This is a genomic window from Microbacterium sp. J1-1 (assembly GCF_024498615.1).
Taxonomy (GTDB): domain Bacteria; phylum Actinomycetota; class Actinomycetes; order Actinomycetales; family Microbacteriaceae; genus Microbacterium; species Microbacterium aurugineum.
Map to the genome: position 1 here is coordinate 2,590,013 of NZ_CP089590.1, position 15,739 is coordinate 2,605,751.

Annotated in this window: 18 protein-coding genes; 7 read left to right on the plus strand and 11 right to left on the minus strand. The window is 67.2% G+C overall.

Going from position 1 to position 15,739, the window contains the following annotated elements; translation table 11 throughout:
• Positions 1-26: 26 nt before the first annotated feature.
• Both LRQ07_RS12425 and LRQ07_RS12430 read right to left on the minus strand, forming a co-directional pair.
• Positions 27-956: an aldo/keto reductase gene (locus LRQ07_RS12425; protein WP_256534791.1), complete on the minus strand. Its 930-nt coding sequence runs from the start codon at positions 954-956 to the stop codon at positions 27-29.
• Positions 957-985: 29 nt separating this feature from the next.
• Entirely contained in the window at positions 986-1,216 is a 231-nt protein-coding gene (locus tag LRQ07_RS12430) for a helix-turn-helix domain-containing protein (protein ID WP_256534792.1), read from the minus strand.
• 94 nt (positions 1,217-1,310) lie between these two features.
• On the opposite strand from LRQ07_RS12430, the gene LRQ07_RS12435 reads away from it, so the two are divergent.
• The 3 genes from LRQ07_RS12435 to LRQ07_RS12445 are packed head-to-tail and all read left to right on the plus strand — an operon-like array spanning position 1,311 to position 2,749.
• Positions 1,311-1,685 (plus strand): helix-turn-helix domain-containing protein, encoded by a 375-nt coding sequence (locus LRQ07_RS12435; protein ID WP_231554939.1) that lies wholly within the window; start codon positions 1,311-1,313, stop codon positions 1,683-1,685.
• A 45-nt stretch (positions 1,686-1,730) separates the two neighbouring features.
• Complete coding sequence (locus LRQ07_RS12440; RefSeq protein ID WP_256534794.1) at positions 1,731-2,126, plus strand: ImmA/IrrE family metallo-endopeptidase; 396 nt, start codon at positions 1,731-1,733, stop codon at positions 2,124-2,126.
• Between the two features lie 20 nt (positions 2,127-2,146).
• A complete protein-coding gene (locus LRQ07_RS12445; RefSeq protein ID WP_232763742.1) occupies positions 2,147-2,749 on the plus strand; it encodes a GNAT family N-acetyltransferase in 603 nt (200 codons plus the stop codon).
• Positions 2,750-2,753: 4 nt separating this feature from the next.
• Here LRQ07_RS12445 and LRQ07_RS12450 read toward each other — a convergent pair whose 3' ends face one another.
• Complete coding sequence (locus tag LRQ07_RS12450; RefSeq protein WP_047519089.1) at positions 2,754-2,957, minus strand: hypothetical protein; 204 nt, start codon at positions 2,955-2,957, stop codon at positions 2,754-2,756.
• A gap of 90 nt (positions 2,958-3,047) precedes the next feature.
• Between LRQ07_RS12450 and LRQ07_RS12455 the strand changes: the two genes are divergently transcribed.
• Positions 3,048-3,659 carry a flavodoxin family protein gene (locus LRQ07_RS12455; RefSeq protein WP_256534795.1) on the plus strand — a complete coding sequence of 204 codons (612 nt, stop codon included), beginning with the start codon at positions 3,048-3,050 and terminating at the stop codon, positions 3,657-3,659.
• On the opposite strand, the gene LRQ07_RS12460 is transcribed toward LRQ07_RS12455, so the two are convergent.
• Positions 3,631-4,167 (minus strand): GNAT family N-acetyltransferase, encoded by a 537-nt coding sequence (locus LRQ07_RS12460; RefSeq protein WP_256534796.1) that lies wholly within the window; start codon positions 4,165-4,167, stop codon positions 3,631-3,633. The genes LRQ07_RS12455 and LRQ07_RS12460 overlap by 29 nt on opposite strands.
• Positions 4,168-4,282: 115 nt before the next feature.
• Here LRQ07_RS12460 and LRQ07_RS12465 point away from each other — a divergent pair, with 115 nt between their 5' ends.
• Both LRQ07_RS12465 and LRQ07_RS12470 read left to right on the plus strand, forming a co-directional pair.
• Positions 4,283-4,903: an RNA polymerase sigma factor gene (locus LRQ07_RS12465; RefSeq protein WP_165875393.1), complete on the plus strand. Its 621-nt coding sequence runs from the start codon at positions 4,283-4,285 to the stop codon at positions 4,901-4,903.
• Complete coding sequence (locus tag LRQ07_RS12470; RefSeq protein ID WP_256534797.1) at positions 4,890-6,008, plus strand: hypothetical protein; 1,119 nt, start codon at positions 4,890-4,892, stop codon at positions 6,006-6,008. Before LRQ07_RS12465 ends, LRQ07_RS12470 begins: the two co-directional genes overlap by 14 nt.
• Positions 6,009-6,093: 85 nt before the next feature.
• On the opposite strand, the gene LRQ07_RS12475 is transcribed toward LRQ07_RS12470, so the two are convergent.
• The 7 genes from LRQ07_RS12475 to LRQ07_RS12505 form a co-directional block, all read right to left on the minus strand.
• Positions 6,094-6,948: a formylglycine-generating enzyme family protein gene (locus LRQ07_RS12475; RefSeq protein ID WP_232763747.1), complete on the minus strand. Its 855-nt coding sequence runs from the start codon at positions 6,946-6,948 to the stop codon at positions 6,094-6,096.
• 80 nt (positions 6,949-7,028) lie between these two features.
• Complete coding sequence (locus LRQ07_RS12480) at positions 7,029-8,822, minus strand: sulfatase (protein ID WP_256534798.1); 1,794 nt, start codon at positions 8,820-8,822, stop codon at positions 7,029-7,031.
• Between the two features lie 57 nt (positions 8,823-8,879).
• Entirely contained in the window at positions 8,880-9,626 is a 747-nt protein-coding gene (locus tag LRQ07_RS12485; protein WP_232763749.1) for an MgtC/SapB family protein, read from the minus strand.
• 13 nt (positions 9,627-9,639) lie between these two features.
• Complete coding sequence (locus LRQ07_RS12490) at positions 9,640-10,494, minus strand: dipeptide/oligopeptide/nickel ABC transporter ATP-binding protein (protein ID WP_256534799.1); 855 nt, start codon at positions 10,492-10,494, stop codon at positions 9,640-9,642.
• Positions 10,491-12,305, minus strand: a complete 1,815-nt coding sequence (locus tag LRQ07_RS12495; RefSeq protein ID WP_232763751.1) for a dipeptide/oligopeptide/nickel ABC transporter permease/ATP-binding protein — start codon at positions 12,303-12,305, stop codon at positions 10,491-10,493. The genes LRQ07_RS12490 and LRQ07_RS12495 overlap by 4 nt, the downstream gene beginning before the upstream one ends.
• Positions 12,302-13,243: an ABC transporter permease gene (locus tag LRQ07_RS12500; protein WP_134351862.1), complete on the minus strand. Its 942-nt coding sequence runs from the start codon at positions 13,241-13,243 to the stop codon at positions 12,302-12,304. Before LRQ07_RS12500 ends, LRQ07_RS12495 begins: the two co-directional genes overlap by 4 nt.
• 50 nt (positions 13,244-13,293) lie before the next feature.
• Positions 13,294-14,832, minus strand: a complete 1,539-nt coding sequence (locus LRQ07_RS12505; protein WP_256534801.1) for an ABC transporter substrate-binding protein — start codon at positions 14,830-14,832, stop codon at positions 13,294-13,296.
• A 184-nt stretch (positions 14,833-15,016) separates the two neighbouring features.
• On the opposite strand from LRQ07_RS12505, the gene LRQ07_RS12510 reads away from it, so the two are divergent.
• Entirely contained in the window at positions 15,017-15,724 is a 708-nt protein-coding gene (locus LRQ07_RS12510) for a TetR/AcrR family transcriptional regulator (protein WP_256534802.1), read from the plus strand.
• The last annotated feature ends 15 nt before the right edge of the window (positions 15,725-15,739 follow it).

Here is a 15,739-nt window from a genome sequence, read left to right on the forward strand (position 1 = left end):
CCGCCCGGATCCCCTGCCTCGAACGGCTACGGCAGCAGGTGCCCGGCCGCGCGGAACAGTTCGTACCACTCGGGCCGCGTGAGCACGACGTCGGCACCCGCCGCCGCATCCTGCACCCGCTGCGGCGTCGTCGTCCCGAGCACGACCTGCATGCCGGCCGGATGCCGGGCGATCCACGCGGTCGCGATCGCGATCGGTGTCACGCCGTGCGCTGCCGCGAGACGATCGATCACGGCGTTCAGCTGGGGGTACTCGGGGTTGCCGAGGAAGACACCGTGCGAGAATCCGTCTTGGAACGGCGACCACGCCTGGATCGTGATGCCGTTGATCCGGCAGTACTCCACGAGACCTCCGCCGTCGCGGACGACGCTCTGCTCGTGGCCGGCCATGTTCGCCGCCACCGGTTGCGCGAGCAGGGGCGCATGGGTGAGCGACAGCTGCAACTGGTTCGCGACCAGCGGCTGCCGGACTGCCGTGCGGAGAAGGTCGATCTGCCGCGGCGTGTGGTTCGAGACGCCGAACGCCTTCACCTTGCCCGCGGCTTCGAGGTCGTCGAACGCGCGAGCGACCTCGTCGGGTTCGACCAGGATGTCGGGGCGGTGGAGCAGCAGCACATCGAGACGATCGGTGCGCAGCGCCGCCAGAGACCCCTCGACCTGACCCACGATGTGCTCGTAGGAGAAGTCGAACATGCCCTGCGCCGGCACGATGCCGCACTTGGTCTGCAGCACGATCTCGTCGCGCTCGGATGCGCTGAGCTGCAACGCGTCTGCGAAGCGCGCCTCGCAGTGGTGCATGCTCCCGCCGTAGATGTCCGCGTGATCGAAGAAGTCGATGCCCGCGTCTCGCGCCGCCGCGTACAGCGTCCGGACGTGCGCATCGTCTTTGTCGTGGATGCGCATCATGCCGGCGATGACGGCGGGAGCGGTGGTGGATCCGAAAGGCACGGTCTTCATGCGGACCACGCTACTCCGCACGACCGACTTCACCCATCGTCGGCGGCCGACGCCGGCAGAAGCGCCGTCACCGTCACCTCCAGCACCTCGGCGATGGCCGCCAGATCGACCACGGTGAAGTCCACCTTCGCGTCGAGGAGATTCGCCAACCTGCTCGTGCCGATCCCCGAGCGGTGTGCGAGGTCTGCGAAGGCCACGCCGGCGTGCAGACGTGCTCCTTCCACTTCGTATGCCAACAAATGACGCAGATCTGTCCCCATACGCCTACGCTACCGCTCCGCACGGACACTCACCGCCGCCGAGTGAACCAGAATGGCAGCATTCTGGCTTCGGAGCGCTGCTATCGTGAGCCGGGTGAAGACAGCTGCTGAGGAGTTCAACGAAGCCGTGGGCCGCCAGATGCGCGCGGAGATCGCCGCCTCCCGGAGCAGCATCGCCGCGATGGCTCGCGGGATCGGGATCGCACGCAGCGCCCTCGACAACTACGTCACCGGCAAGCGCGCGATCCCCGTTCCGGTGGTCTACTCCGTCTGCGCCACGCTCGGTGTCGATCCGCACGTGCTGCTCGCCCGTGCGGAGGAGCGACTCCGCGCGGACGGCGAACCCACCGCCCGCATCACGCCGCTCCGCCGCACACCCGATGTCACCGGTCCACGCGAAGATAGCCGCGAAGTCGCCTTCGAATCCCGCGTCCGCCACGACGCCGACTCGGACGACCTCTACGACTGATCCGGCCATCAGGGGCCGGCACGGACCGGGACGAGGAGGAGCATCATGCAGCACCTCGTCCGCCTCGCCGAGCAGCGGCGCTTGCGCATCGTCGAACGCCCTGGCCGCACCCGGGGTGGCTTCGACCCCGAGACACGCACGATCCGCCTCGCGCCGGGGATGAGCGGCCGAACGATGCGCAGCGTCCTCGCGCACGAACTCGGCCACGCCTACCTGGGGCACCTTCCCACTTCGGCTCCCGTGCTCCGCGCACAGCAGGAACGTCGCGCCGATGAGTGGGCGGCGCGCCAGCTCATCACCTCGCGCGCCTACGCCGAGGCCGAAGCCGTCCGCGGCCCGCACCTCGCCAGCCTCGCGTTCGAGCTGGGCGTCACGGTCGAGCTGGTCGCCGCGTTCCAGCGCTTGCTGAGCGAGGGCGCCGTCCCGCTCGCGGTCTCCTGACGCGCTGGTTGAATATCCTCATGGCTTTCCTCGTCGCTCCCGCCCCTGTCATCCTCACCGGAGAACTCGTCGAGCTTCGTCCGCTCGCACGCTCGCACGTCGACGGCCTCATCGACGCGGTGCAGGAAGGCGACCTGTGGAAGACGGCGTGGTACACCTCGGTTCCCGCGCCGGATGGGGTCGCCGCCGAGGTCGAACGGCGGATGGGACTCATCGACAAGGGCGAGATGGTGCCCTTCACCGCCTTCGACGCCGCGGGCCGCATCCTCGGGCTCACCTCGTACTACGACATCGTCGCGGATGTCCCGCGGCTGCACATCGGCTACACCTGGAACCGGCCATCCGCGCACGGGACCGGCACGAACGCGGAGTCGAAGCTGCTGTTGCTCCGTCACGCGTTCGAGTCACTCGGGGCGTTCCGTGTCGGGCTCACCACACAGTGGGTGAACTTCCAGTCCCGCGCGGCCATCGAACGACTCGGGGCCAAACAGGACGGCGTGATGCGCGCGATGAGCCGCTATCGCAACGGTGCGTTGCGGGACAGCGTGGAGTACTCGATCATCGAGCCGGAATGGCCCGCCGTCAGGGCGAACCTCGAGGCGAGACTCGCCAAGCGGCGGTGAGGGGTCACTCGGTGGGGTTGCCCGACCAGTTCTTCGACCGGCGGGTAGCCGAACCGCCCTCGCGGAGCATGAACGCCATGGCCAGAGTCACCAGCAGGAGGCCGCCGCAGAACGCGAGCGCCTGGAACGCCGGCAGCCCGAACGAGATGCCCATCAGCAGGATTCCTCCGATGAAGAGGATCATGAAGAAGAGGAAGCTGAGGATCACGGGATCTCCTGTCGTCGGTGCCGTTTACCAGGATAGCCCGGACACGGGAAGCCCCTGTGCACCCGCCGTCGATTCTGGTCTGCTCGGAGCATGAAGACACCACTCTCCGCGCTCGCCGTCTCCTGCACGCTGAAGCCGTCGCCCGCCACCTCCAGTTCCGACCTCCTCGCGACCCAGGTGCTCGACGCCCTCGCCGCGCACGGCGTCACCGGTGACCTCGTCCGCGCGGTCGACCTCACCCTGAGTCCCGGCGTGGAGAAGGACATGGGCGGCGACGACGAGTGGCCGAGCATCCGACGGCGTGTGCTGGACGCCGACATCCTCGTCTTCGTCACCCCCACCTGGATGGGACAGCACTCGAGCATCGCACAGCGCGTGCTCGAGCGGCTCGACGCCGAGCTCGGCGAGACCGATGCCCGCGGCAGGCCGACCCTGTTCGACAAGGTCGCCGTGGCCGGCATCGTGGGGAACGAGGACGGGGCTCACCACATCGCGGCGATCCTGTTCCAGTCCCTGAACGACGTGGGTTACACGATTCCCGCCCAGGGCTCGGTCTACTGGAACGGCGAGGCCATGCACACGACCGACTACAAAGACCTGGAGGAGACTCCGGAAAAGGTCGCGTCGGCGATCAGCACGGCCGCGCGAAACGCCGCCCACCTCGCGAGGGCGCTCAAGGCCCAGGAGTATCCGGCGGGCTGACCTCTGACGTGCTGGTGAGTGGCAGGGCCCACTCGTTCACGGTCAGCTCCGCGCCGCGGAACCGCTCGGTGACGGTCCCCGCCAAGGTGAAGCCGTTGCGTCGGCAGACCCCGTTCGACGCGGCATTCCCGACCTCGGGGAAGGCAGTCAGGAAGCGCCGGCCCGCTCGATGCGCACGAGCGTCGTCGACGACGAGCGCCAAGGCGTTCGACGCCACCCCGCGTCCTTGCGCTTCGGGCAGGACGAACCATCCACTCTCCAGTGCCGGCTCCTTCCGCCACTCCACGTGCCAGTGTCCGATCGATCCGAGCGCCGAGCCCCGGGCATCCTCGATCACGAACATCCGCGCCTCACCGGACTCGACCAGACGCAGATAGCGGGCGTGACGCTCCGTGATCTGGTCTTCGGTCTCCGGGCCGCCCAGATGATCGGTCATCGCCGGGGTGTTCGCGGCGTGCAGCAGATCGAGGTCGTCTTCCGACCAGAGCCGTAGTCGCAGGGGATCCATCCCCGGATGATCGCAGGCGCCTCCGACATCAGCGCCTCGTCCGCGCGCTAGCGTGAGTCGCATAGGCGAGGGGCCACCGATGGAACCGAATCGCGCCGAGTGACGGATATCCAGTGTGACCAACGACAACGACATCATCCGCGAATCGATCCGGGCTGCGGAGAGGTTCTCCGAGATATTCGAACGACATATCGAGGCGGTCTCGGCCTATGTGGCCCGCCGCGTCGGCCCAGCCGCCAGCGACGACATCGTGAGCGAGACCTTCCTCATCGCGTTCCGCAAGCGCAGGCACTTCGATCTGGATCGCACGTCCGCGCTCCCCTGGTTGATGGGCATCGCGACGAAAGTGCTCAGCCAACACCGCCGAGCCCAGGCTCAGCACTGGCGTGTGCTACAGGCGGCCTTCGCCCACAGCGACCCGATCGCTCCGGACGATCACGACCGGTCATCCGCTCAACTCGACGCGGCGGAGGCGATCGAACGCCTCTATCCACGGATTGCCGCGCTATCGACTCGTGACCGCGAAGTCCTTTTCCTGCATGCTTGGGGCGACCTCACCTACGAGCAGATCGCGACCGCGTTGCGCATCCCCGTCGGCACGGTCCGATCGCGATTGAGCCGTATCCGGGCGAAGCTCGCGGCACCCCCACCGTCGCCGGAGGCTGACCACGCGCCTCGTCCCGCGACCACACACATCCGACTCGCTGAGAAAGAGATCATCCATGGACATCCTTGACACGGTGCGCGAGATGAAGCCCACCTACGCCACCTCGTCGCAGGCTCCGCGACGTGCGCTCCACCGGGAGATCGGTCGTACCCGACGTCGCCCCGTCGGACGCGTCGTGGCGGTATCGGTCGGTGGCACTGCGGTGGCCGCCGTTGCCGTCACGGCCTCCCTCTTGATCCCACCAGGGGTCGTCGGCGAGCCGCAAGCCGCCTCCGCTTCGACGTACCTGAACGAGACCGCAGCCTCGATCCGTGACGCCGTCGTCCAGCCGATGCAGGTGACCATCACCACGCATCACCTGGGGATGATCGGCGGCCCGAACGAGAAGTTCCTGCCCTTCGGGAGTTTCCGAACGGGAGCGACCGCCGCTGTCGTCACGGAGGCGAGCGACACGTACGTGAGCAACACGGACCACACGTACTCGCAGACGTCGCACACGGAGCTCCACGCCGCGGCGCAGTACGGCGACGAGTCGGCGGTCGAACGAGCGTGGACTTCCTACTACGGCTCGGAGTATCCGATCGGTGCGGCGCCCGCGACTTCCACCGAAGTCCTCGAATACGAAGCAGCGCTCGAATTCCTCCCCGTTTCCCCGTCTGATTTCCCCGCCGATCCCGCAGCCTTCCTCGCCGCATGGGAGGAAGGACTGGAAGCGAAGTTGGTCGCAGAGAAGGCAGAAGCGGCCAAGATGCCCCAGGACGGCGAGCCCGAGACCAACGGCCTGTACGAGAGCATCGAGGCCGAGTACGCGGTGCCTGCCGCCGAGCACATGCTCAACGCGCTCGGACACTCCGTCGTCATCCTGACCGCGTCAGCGGAGTACCGGGCGACCTTCCTCGAAGCCCTCGCTCTCGCCGGGGGGATCACGGTCGAGGAGGGCTCCTCAGCGAACAAGGTGCTCGGCTACGAGACCGACGACGCCCGGTTCCGCCTGACCGTCAATCCCGACGGCGGAGCGATCGTCAAGATCGAGAAGTTCCTCCTTCGCGCTCTCCCGGAGCTCTGGAACAGGCACACGAAGGACGACCCGCTCGTCGACGTCGGGTCTGCTCCGTTCCTGCCGGCGAACGTGCCGGACTTCTCCGCTTCCTTCACGTCGCTGCCGCTGGGCTGATCACGCGAAAGCCCCCGGCCCGCCGCTCGAAGTGAGCTGCGGGCGGGGGCTTCGTAGTCGACGACCCGGCTTCCTCGCACCGCTCCTACACCGCGACGGTACGGAAGCCGAGGTTGCCAGACGTCGATTCCGGGGCGCTCGCGCTGCGCGCGGACACGCGATAGCGGTTGCAATACGACTCGTGGCAGAGGTGCGAGCCGCCACGCATGACGCGGAACTCGCCCGTCGCAGGGCCGATCGGATCTCGTGAGGACGACCGCGCGTAGTAGTCGGCGGCGAACCAGTCCTGACACCACTCCCAGACGTTGCCCGCGACATCGTGCAGCCCATACCCGTTCGCGGCGAATGAGCCGACCGGCGAGGTCCCGACGAAGCCGTCATCCCCCTCGTCTCTGAGAGGGAATCGGCCCTGCCAGATGTTGCAGCGGTGCTCGCCCGCGGGTGTGAGCTCATCTCCCCAGGCATAACGTGCCCCGGATAGGCCGCCTCGCGCCGCGTACTCCCACTCAGCCTCGGTGGGCAGACGCCGTCCGGCCCACAGGCAGTAGGACACGGCGTCGGAGAACGCGACGTGCGTGACCGGGTGGTCACCTCGGGCGTCCCCCGATCTCGGGCCGGCCGGATGCCGCCAACTCGCGCCGGCGACCTCCGACCACCACGGGGCAGCAGAGGATCGACCGAGGATCGCCTCCCCCGCAGCCACGAAAGCGTGGAACACTGCGGAACCCCCGAGACGCTCCGCGAGCGTGACGTAGCCGGTGGCCTCGACGAAGCGCGCGAACCGATCGACGGTGACGGGTGCGGCATCGATGCGGAAACTACTCACCTGCACCTCGTGCACGGGACGTTCGCCGTCGCCGGGGTATCCCTCGTCGAGCGCATCGCCCATCGCGAATGCCCCTGCCGGAACCTCGCGCTCGTCGACCGGGCCGGGGCGCAAGGCCGATAGCCGCAGCGGCCGGGCGGGGACAGACTCCTGCCCGGAACGCTGCGGCGCACAGCATCCCTGCTCGTGATGCACTATGCCCCCGCGACAGCGATCGGCGACGACAGTGCACCGAGCCGAGCATCCAGCGCGATGAGTGATTCGGCATCGACCTCCACCTTCATCGCCGCCACCTCGAGCAGAGTCATCGCCCCGGCCATGTGTGCCATGTACGGGTTGTCGAGGAAGGGGAGCACGTCGAGGACCGTCGCCTTCACCGCGTCGTCCGCGAACAGCTCGCCGATCGTCGCCGTCGCGACCACGGAGTGCTCGCCCAGGACCGCGACCGTCGGCGCGGCCGCCAGCCCGCGCTGCACCTGCTCCCACTGGGCTTCGACGAGCAGATGCTCGGCCGTCACCTCGCCATGTGCCGGTAGCCCGAGACGTTCGAACTGCTCCGGCGGTGCGTCGCTCGCGCGCATCTGCTCCACGAGCATCGTCGCCATCCGCAGTTCCAGCGCTTCGTCGCGCAGCGGGTGATCCTGCTGCGGATCCTCCTGCAGATCGAACAGCAACGTGCCGTACGACCACGGGCTGCCGAAGGCGAATCCGGGGACTTTGAGCACCGGAGCGCCCTTCGTGAAAGAGAACCCGGGATGCAGTTCCGCCTGCGCGAGCTCCGACGGAGCGAAGCGTCCTCCCATGTGCGTCGGCATGAGCGTGTAGTCGAACAGCGGAGAGTTGGACTCGTCCGCGCAGGCACGCATGTACACGTACCGCCCGTCCGTGACGTTGACGTGTCCGCCCGCGTTCCCGAAGAGCCCGGCACGGCGGACCGGCTCGTCGGAGCGCACCGTCTGCGCGAGAGCGCGTCCCTGCATGTCGGGGGTTGCCGGAATGCCGAAGAACTCCAGCAGCGTCGGACCGAGATCGATCGTCTGCACCAGCGCCGCACGCCGCTCCCCCGCAACCCCCGAGCGCGGATCCCACACGAAGAGCGGGATGTGGATGTTCTCATCGAACCACGGCTGCACGTTCTTCCCCCACCAGTTGTGCTCGCCGAGGAGCAGGCCGTGGTCGGTGCAGACGATGAGCATCGTGTCGTCCCACATATCGTTCTCGTCCATGAAGTCGAGCACGCGTCCGAGCGAGTTGTCGCACATCGTCACCAGTGCCATGTACTCGTTGCGCAGCTGCTCGACCTCGGCGTCGTCCTCGATCACCCGACGATAGGCGGGCCAGTCGAAGTTCGGGCCCTCGTAGCCGGAGTCGTACAGCCGCCGGTACTGCTCGTAGCTGAAGAAGGGTTCGTGGGGGTCGAACGCCTCGATCTGGAGGTACCAGTCGTCGGCGTCGACGTTCGTGCGCAGGAATTCCATGCCGGCGTCGAACGTGAGCGTCTGCGGGTGATCCGCCTCATCCTGCAGATGCGTGCGATTGACCCAGTCCTGTCGCCAGACCTTGTCGCTGCGGTTGACCACGTTGTCGGGGATGTCAGGGTCGGCGACCTGCCCCTTCCAAGCATCGCCTTCCTGTCCGCGGAAGAACTCGAACGTGGAGAAGCGCCCGTGATACGTCGCACCGCCGTCGCCCCAGTAGTGCCGGTTATCGGTGACCAGGTGCGTATAGACCCCCGCGCCACGGAGCATCTCGGGCACGGAGTCATCGAACGGCTCGAGCGGCCCCCAGGAGCGGTGCAGGAAGTTGTAGCGTCCGGTGTGCATTTCGCGGCGGGCGGGTACACACGGCATCGAGCCGGCGTAGCAGTTGTCGAAGGTCGCCGTGCGCTCCGTGAGTCGGGAGAAGTTCGGCGCGACGACCTGATCGGCACCGTAGGGAGGCAGCAGCTTCCGGTTGAGGGTGTCGTACATGACCATGATGGCTTTCATCGTGGCTTCTCCTTGCGTGCATCGTCGCCCGAGAGGCTCGGGCGAGCGGTCGTCGTGTCAGTCATCGGCGTCGTCCTCCGCCCACCAGCGCACCGACATGACCTTGGGGTCGAGGCTGATGCGCTGAACGGCACGTTCGAGCACCCCCGCATCCGCGTTCGAGCTGGCGAGCAGGTCGGCATGGACGACCACGCGCGAGTTCTTGCCGCTCGAGGAGCGGAGTGAGCGGAGGGTGAGCTCCGGGCGGCTGACCGCCTGCAGGACGAGGGCTCGCACCCGTTGCTCGCTCTTGTCGTTCGTCTTCGCCTCGAGCATGTACTCGATCGGCTGCAGCGGACCGTCATCGTCCTCGGCGCTCTCCCCGTCGGGCGAGCGGCGACGGCTGTTGACGAGTCTGCTCACGGGGCGCATGACCGTGTTCGCGCCGATGATGAAGGCGGCGCCCACGATCGCGAGGATGTAGAGACCTGCCCCAGCGAGGGATCCGATCGCCGCGGCGCACCAGAGCGTCGCCGCCGTGTTCAGCCCGCGGATGTTCAACCCCTCGCGAAGGATCACCCCCGCGCCGAGGAACCCGATGCCGGAGACCACCTGGGCGGCGACCCTGGTCGGATCGGCCGTGACTCCGTCGAACCCATAGGCACCGAGCACCACGAACAGCGCCGAACCGCCCGAGACGAGCGCATTCGTGCGGATACCCGCCATCCGCGATCGCCACTGCCGCTCCAGGCCGATCGCCGCGCCGAGCAGGATCGCCGCGGCGATACGCAGCGCCAGATCGAGCGTCTCCATCGTCAGTTGCATGAGCGCGCCTCGGTCATACGGCCTCGATCATGGCCTGTGCCTCGGACTCGAGGATGCGACGCCGCTCAGCGCGACGCTCCTGCTGCTCCGCCGGATGCGGCACCGGTGCCGCCATCAGCAGACGACGGGTGTACGCGTGCTCGGGGTCGGCTGTGACGGTCTCTCCTCGTCCGAACTCCACGATGTCCCCCCGGTACATCACAGCGACGCGGTGGCTGACGTGTCGCACGACGGCCAGGTCGTGCGACACGAACAGCAGGGCGACGCCGGTGCGTTCCTGGATCTCGACGAAGAGGTCGAGCACCCGAGCCTGGGTCGAGAGGTCGAGTGCGGAGACGGGCTCATCGCACACGATCAGCTTGGGCTGCAGTGCCAGAGCACGCGCGATCGCGACACGCTGACGTTGACCGCCGGAGAATTCACGGGGCAGTCGATTGCCGGCATCCTCGGGAAGCCCCACCTGCGTGAGAAGCTCGGTGACGCGTTCTCTCGCGATCTCCCGACCAATGCCTTGCGCCCGCAGCGGCTCGGCGAGGATGTCCTCGATGCGCAGAGCCGGATTCAGCGATCCGTAGGGATCCTGGAACACGACCTGGATGTCGCGGGCCAGCTGTCGGCGCTGGGAGCGGTCCGCGCTGGTGATGTCCGCTCCCTCGAAGCGGATGGCACCTCCGGTGATCGGCGCGAGACCGAGGATCGCTCGGCCGAGTGTCGTCTTGCCCGACCCCGATTCGCCGACGAGACCGACGGTCTCACCGGGACGGACGTCGATCGAGACGCCATGCAGGATCTCGACGGGTTCCCGGCGCCATCCCTTGCGCGGGTAGGCGACACGGAGATCGGAGACTTCCAACAGCGGATCGGTCACAGTGCGACCTCCTTCGGGGTGGGCTCGGAAGCTCCGTCAGCGCCCTCGTAGTCCGGCCGTGCCGGGCCGCCGTCGAGGATCGAACCGAGGAGCATCTTGGTGTACGCGTGCTGAGGATCGTCGAAGATCCGCGCGACGGGCCCTGCCTCGACGACACGTCCGGTCTGCATCACGACGACGCGGTCGCAGAGGTCGGCCACGACGCCGAAGTTGTGCGTGACGAGCATCATGGCCATACCGCGCTCCGATTGGAGGTCGCGCAGGATGTCGAGGATCTCGGCCTGCACCGTGACGTCCAGCGCGGTCGTCGGTTCGTCGGCGATGATCAGATCCGGTTCCCCGGCGATCGCTCCGGCGATGAGCACACGCTGCGCCATGCCGCCGGAGATCTCGTGCGGATAGGCATCGAACACGCGCTTCGGGTCCGAGATGCCCACCCTCGCCAGCAGCGCCAGCGCTCGTTCCTTCGCCTTCGCCTTGCTGAGCTTCGAGACGATCACGAGGGGCTCCATGAGCTGAGCGCCGATCCGATACGCGGGGTCGAGATTGCTCATCGGCTCCTGCGGGATGTAGGCGATGCGCGTGCCCCGGAGACGGGCCGCACCGGCGCGCGGGTCGAGTTCGGTCCCTTCGAAGAGGATGCGTCCACCGGTCACCCGTCCGCCGGTCGGCAGCAAGCCCAGGATCGAGAAGGCCGTCTGCGACTTGCCCGATCCCGACTCCCCCACCACGCCGACGACCTCGCCGGGGCGGACGGAGAAGGAGACCGACTCGACGACGGATTTCACCTCCCCCTCACGCGACGGGTATCCCACCGACAGGTCCTCGACCTGCAAGAGGGCGCCTGCGTCCGCGGAGTCGTCGGTGAGCACGGGCTCGTCGACCGTCTTCACCGCGGTCGTCGAGACGGTCGCGGCGGGCGTCGCCGCGGTCAGGGCCGCATCCGTGCCCTCGAGCGCATCGCGCACCGCGTTGCCGAGGAGCACACAGGCTGCGACGAACAGACCGATCGCGAGGCCGGGCCAGATCAGCATGGTCGGCGACTTGTACATGGCAGCGAAGGCATCCTGCAGCATGCCGCCCCACGTCGGAGTGTTCGGGTCGCCGAGGCCGATGAATTCCAGGCCGGCCTGGATCACGACGGCGATGCCCGCCACGAACGCAGCCTGGATGATGATCGGCGCCCGCACCGCGAAGAGCACGTGCCGTCCGATGATCGCGGCGTCGGAGAGCCCCGAGACGCGGGCGGCATCCACGTAGAGCTCGTTCTTGACGCCCATGACAAGGTTGCGAACCAGACGGTAGAACTGCGGCGCGACCATCACCCCGAGGACGGCCATGGTCACGAGGGTGTTCGGTCCGATCACGGCGAACAGCGCGACGAGGACGATCTTGCTCGGCAGGACCAGCACGAGGTCGGAGACCCATCCCGCCGCGAGATCGAACGTCTTGCCGAAGTATCCCGAGATCAGACCGACGCTCACACCGAGCAGCACGGCGATGATCACCGTGACCGCGGCCCCCGCGAGCGTGAGCTGACCGGCGACGAGGAGACGACTGAACACGTCCCGCCCCGAGGCGTCGGCGCCGAGCAGGTGACCGTCGGTGCCGGGCGGTACGTTCGCGGCCGTGATGTCGACGTAGGCGGGGTCGAAGGGGGCGATCAGGGGCGCGGCCACGCTGATCAGCACGATGAGGACGATCGTGACGAGGGAGGCGGCACCGAGCGGGTTGCGCAGAACCGCACGCATCACGCTGGGCCTGTCGCGACGGCGTGCGGTCACGATTGCCTGGGTTGTGGGAATGGTCATTGCACACGCACCTTCGGGCTCGCCCAGCCGTTGACCAGGTCGATGAGGAGATTGACGACGATCACGACGACGGCCATCGTCATGACCACGGCCATCACGATGGGGATGTCGCCGCGCAGGGTGGCGTTGAGCGCCAGCATGCCGAGGCCGGGGATAGCGAAGACCTTTTCGATCACGACGGAACCGCCGACCATTGCGATGAACTGGAGACTGAGCACCGTCATCGCCGGACCGAGTGAGTTGCGCAGGATGTGGTTGGTGATCACTCGGCGCTCCGGGAGGCCCCGCGAGCGGAGGGTGCGGACGAAGTCCTGCCGAGACACGTCGAGCACCGATCCGCGGATCTGCTGTGCGGCTCCGGCGATTCCTCCGATCGTGATCGCGATCACGGGGAGGGTGATGGAGAGCAGCCATCCGCTGACGCTCTCCTTCGGTTGCACGTAGCCGGTGGCGGGGAACAGCGGGATGCTGATCGCGAGGGTGAGCACGAGGACGAGCGCGACCCAGAAGTTGGGAAGGGCGACGCCTACGACGGACACGACCTGGACCACCTTGTCGACCCAGCCACGGCGGATGGCGGCGACGACGCCGAGGACGACGCTGATGACGGCGACCGCGATGAGCGAGACGACCACGATCGACAGCGTCACGCCGAGACGCGAGACGACGGCGTCTGTGACCGATTCGGCGGTGAACCACGAGCGCCCGAAGTCGCCCCTGATCATGTGCGTGAACCACTCGCCGTACTGCACCAGCAGCGGCTGATCGATGCCGAGCTCCGCGGCCTTGGCGTCGACCTGATCCTGCGTGGCCTCGGGGCCGAGAATGCTCCGGGCGATGTCGGCGCCGCCCGCGTACATCAACGCGAAAGCGACGAAAGAGATCGCGACGACGAGCACGATGCCCGCCAGGAGGCGTCTCATGAGGAATGTCAGCACGTTCGACTCCTTCAGGGTGCGGGGCCGGCCGGAGCCGGCCCCGCACCGGCTCATCCTGCGGGCGCGTAGCTCGACAGGTAGGGGACGTTGCTTCCGAGTTGCATCTGCGTGGTCGTTCCCGCGTCGGTCAGCTGGATCACCGAAGTGAAGAGCCAGATGCCGAACCAGGCGTTCTCCGTGATGTACTCGTTCACGGCCTGGTAGGCGGCGGTCTGCTCCTCCCCGGTCGTGGCCTGAACCTCGGACAGGAGAGCATCCAACTCCGGTGTCGTCGTGTGCAGCGGGTTCCACGCTCCGTCCGGCGAGATCATCTTGAAGATGTCGCGCCAGGGGTGCCCCGAGCTGGATCCGAAGGAGGCGATGGCGTACGTGCCGCCGAGGAGGTCGCTCACGAGGTTCTCGGAGGCCACCTTGTCCCAGGTCACGGTGATGCCGACGTCAGCGAGCTGCTGCGTGATGTAGGGCTGCGTCAGGTCTCCCTTGACCTCGGGCATCGTGATGTCGAACCCATCGGGGTAGCCGGCTTCCGCCAGCAGCTCCTTCGCCTTCTCCGGGTCATACGGATAGGCGCCGTCGAGGTCGCCGACGTAGGCCGGGCTGTCCGGGTTGAAGATCTGCTGGGACTGCGCGCCGTTGCCGCCGTAGATGTTCTTCACGATCGCTTCGCCATCGATCGCGTAGTTGAGCGCCTGGCGCACCCGGACGTCACCGAGGGCGGGCACCTGCGCTCCGTCGCGGTCGAAGATGATGAGGCCGAGCCACGTGACCTGTGCTTCGTTGATCGTGAGCCCCGCCGACTCCGCTTCCTTGAGCACACTGGCGTCGACGTCGGTGGTGTTGACCTGTCCGGACTTGATGGCGTTGAGCCGCGCGGTGATGTCCTCCATCGGCTTGACGACGATCTTGTCGTAGGGGTAAGCGTCCGGGTTCCAGTAGTCGGGATTGCGCACGTAGCTGTACTGGCTGCCGCGGATGGTTCCGTCGGCATCGAGCAGGTAGGGGCCGGAGCCGACCGGAGTCGTCGCGAACGACTCGGTACCGAAAGCCTCCGGTGAAGCCATCGCACCCGCCACCAACGAGAGGTAGTAGGTGAAGGCGGGATCCGGCGCACTGAGGTGGATCTCGACGGTCAGGTCGTCGACGACGACGACCTCATCCACGAGCCCGACCATGTAGACGGCCACACCCGTCCCGGACTGGAGGTGCTCGATGTTGGCCTTCACGACATCGGCGGTGAAGGGTGTGCCGTCGCTGAAGGTGATGCCGTCACGCAGCTGAAGGGTGAGAACCGTATTGTCCTCGTTGTAGGTGAACTCCTCCGCCATGTTCGGCTCGATCTCCCCGGTGGGGGTGTAGCGAAGGAGGGTGTCGTAGACCGGCTGCCAGTACTGCACCTGAAATCCGGTGTCGAGTTGGCCGGTGTCGAACGACGCGACATCCTGGCGGGCCGCGACCGTCAGGGTCTGCCCGCCTCCGCCGGATTCGGATCCGCCTTCCGAACCACCGCCTCCACCGCATCCGGCGAGCACGAGTGCCGCGCTCACCGCGACGGCGACACCGCCCGCGAGTTTCTTCCATGACGATCGCATAGGACCTCCTTGTCGACATGCTGCTGTGTATGGGACGGGTTGTGCGTCCGTCTTGGCGATAAAATTACCGTGCACTTGGTCGGTTTATCAATACCCAATCTCATTAAGTTTTCGACGGACCCCCGTCCCTGCCCGCTCCCCGCGCGCCGCTCGCTAGTCTGAGGGCACCGCGAAAGGACGTTTCATGACAGCCGCTTCGGAACCGAGGGCACCCCGCAAACGCCGGAACCCCAAGGGGGAAGCCCGACGGGAGAACATCCTCGACATCGCGAGTGAGATCTTCTCCGAGGGCGGCTACCACTCCGCATCGATCGCGGACATCGCGGCGAGAGCGGGTATCTCACAAGCCGGGTTGCTGCATCACTTCCCGTCGAAGCCCGAGCTCCTCCTGGCGGTGCTCAATGCACGGGATGCCGACGCTATCCGCCGCTTGCGAGAGGGCGGGCTCACCGGTGTCGCCTATCTCAACAGCTACCTGCACACCCTGAAGGAACACGAGTCCGACCTCGCCCTGGTGCAGCTCAACGCGATGATCTCCGCGGAAGCGCTCGCCGAGACCCACCCCGCGCACGACTACTTCGTCGAGCAGCATCGGCTGAGGCTCGACGAGTTCACCCGCAGCATCGCCGAGACGTTCGACTTCGACGCGATGCCCACGGGAGTCACCGCCGAGACGGTCGCCCGCTGGGCGATAGCCCTCGCAGAGGGAATGCGACTTCAAGTCCTCTACGAGGAGGAAGGGCGCGCGAACCGCTCCGACACCCTGACGCTCTTCTTCGAGACCCTGCGTCCGTATCTGAAGGACCCCCGGCCGATCTCAGCCGATCAGGTCATCGAGGTGGATGGCAGCCGCCGAATGACCGTTGTCCACGTCGAGGACGACGCGGGCTGATCACGCGAAAGCCCC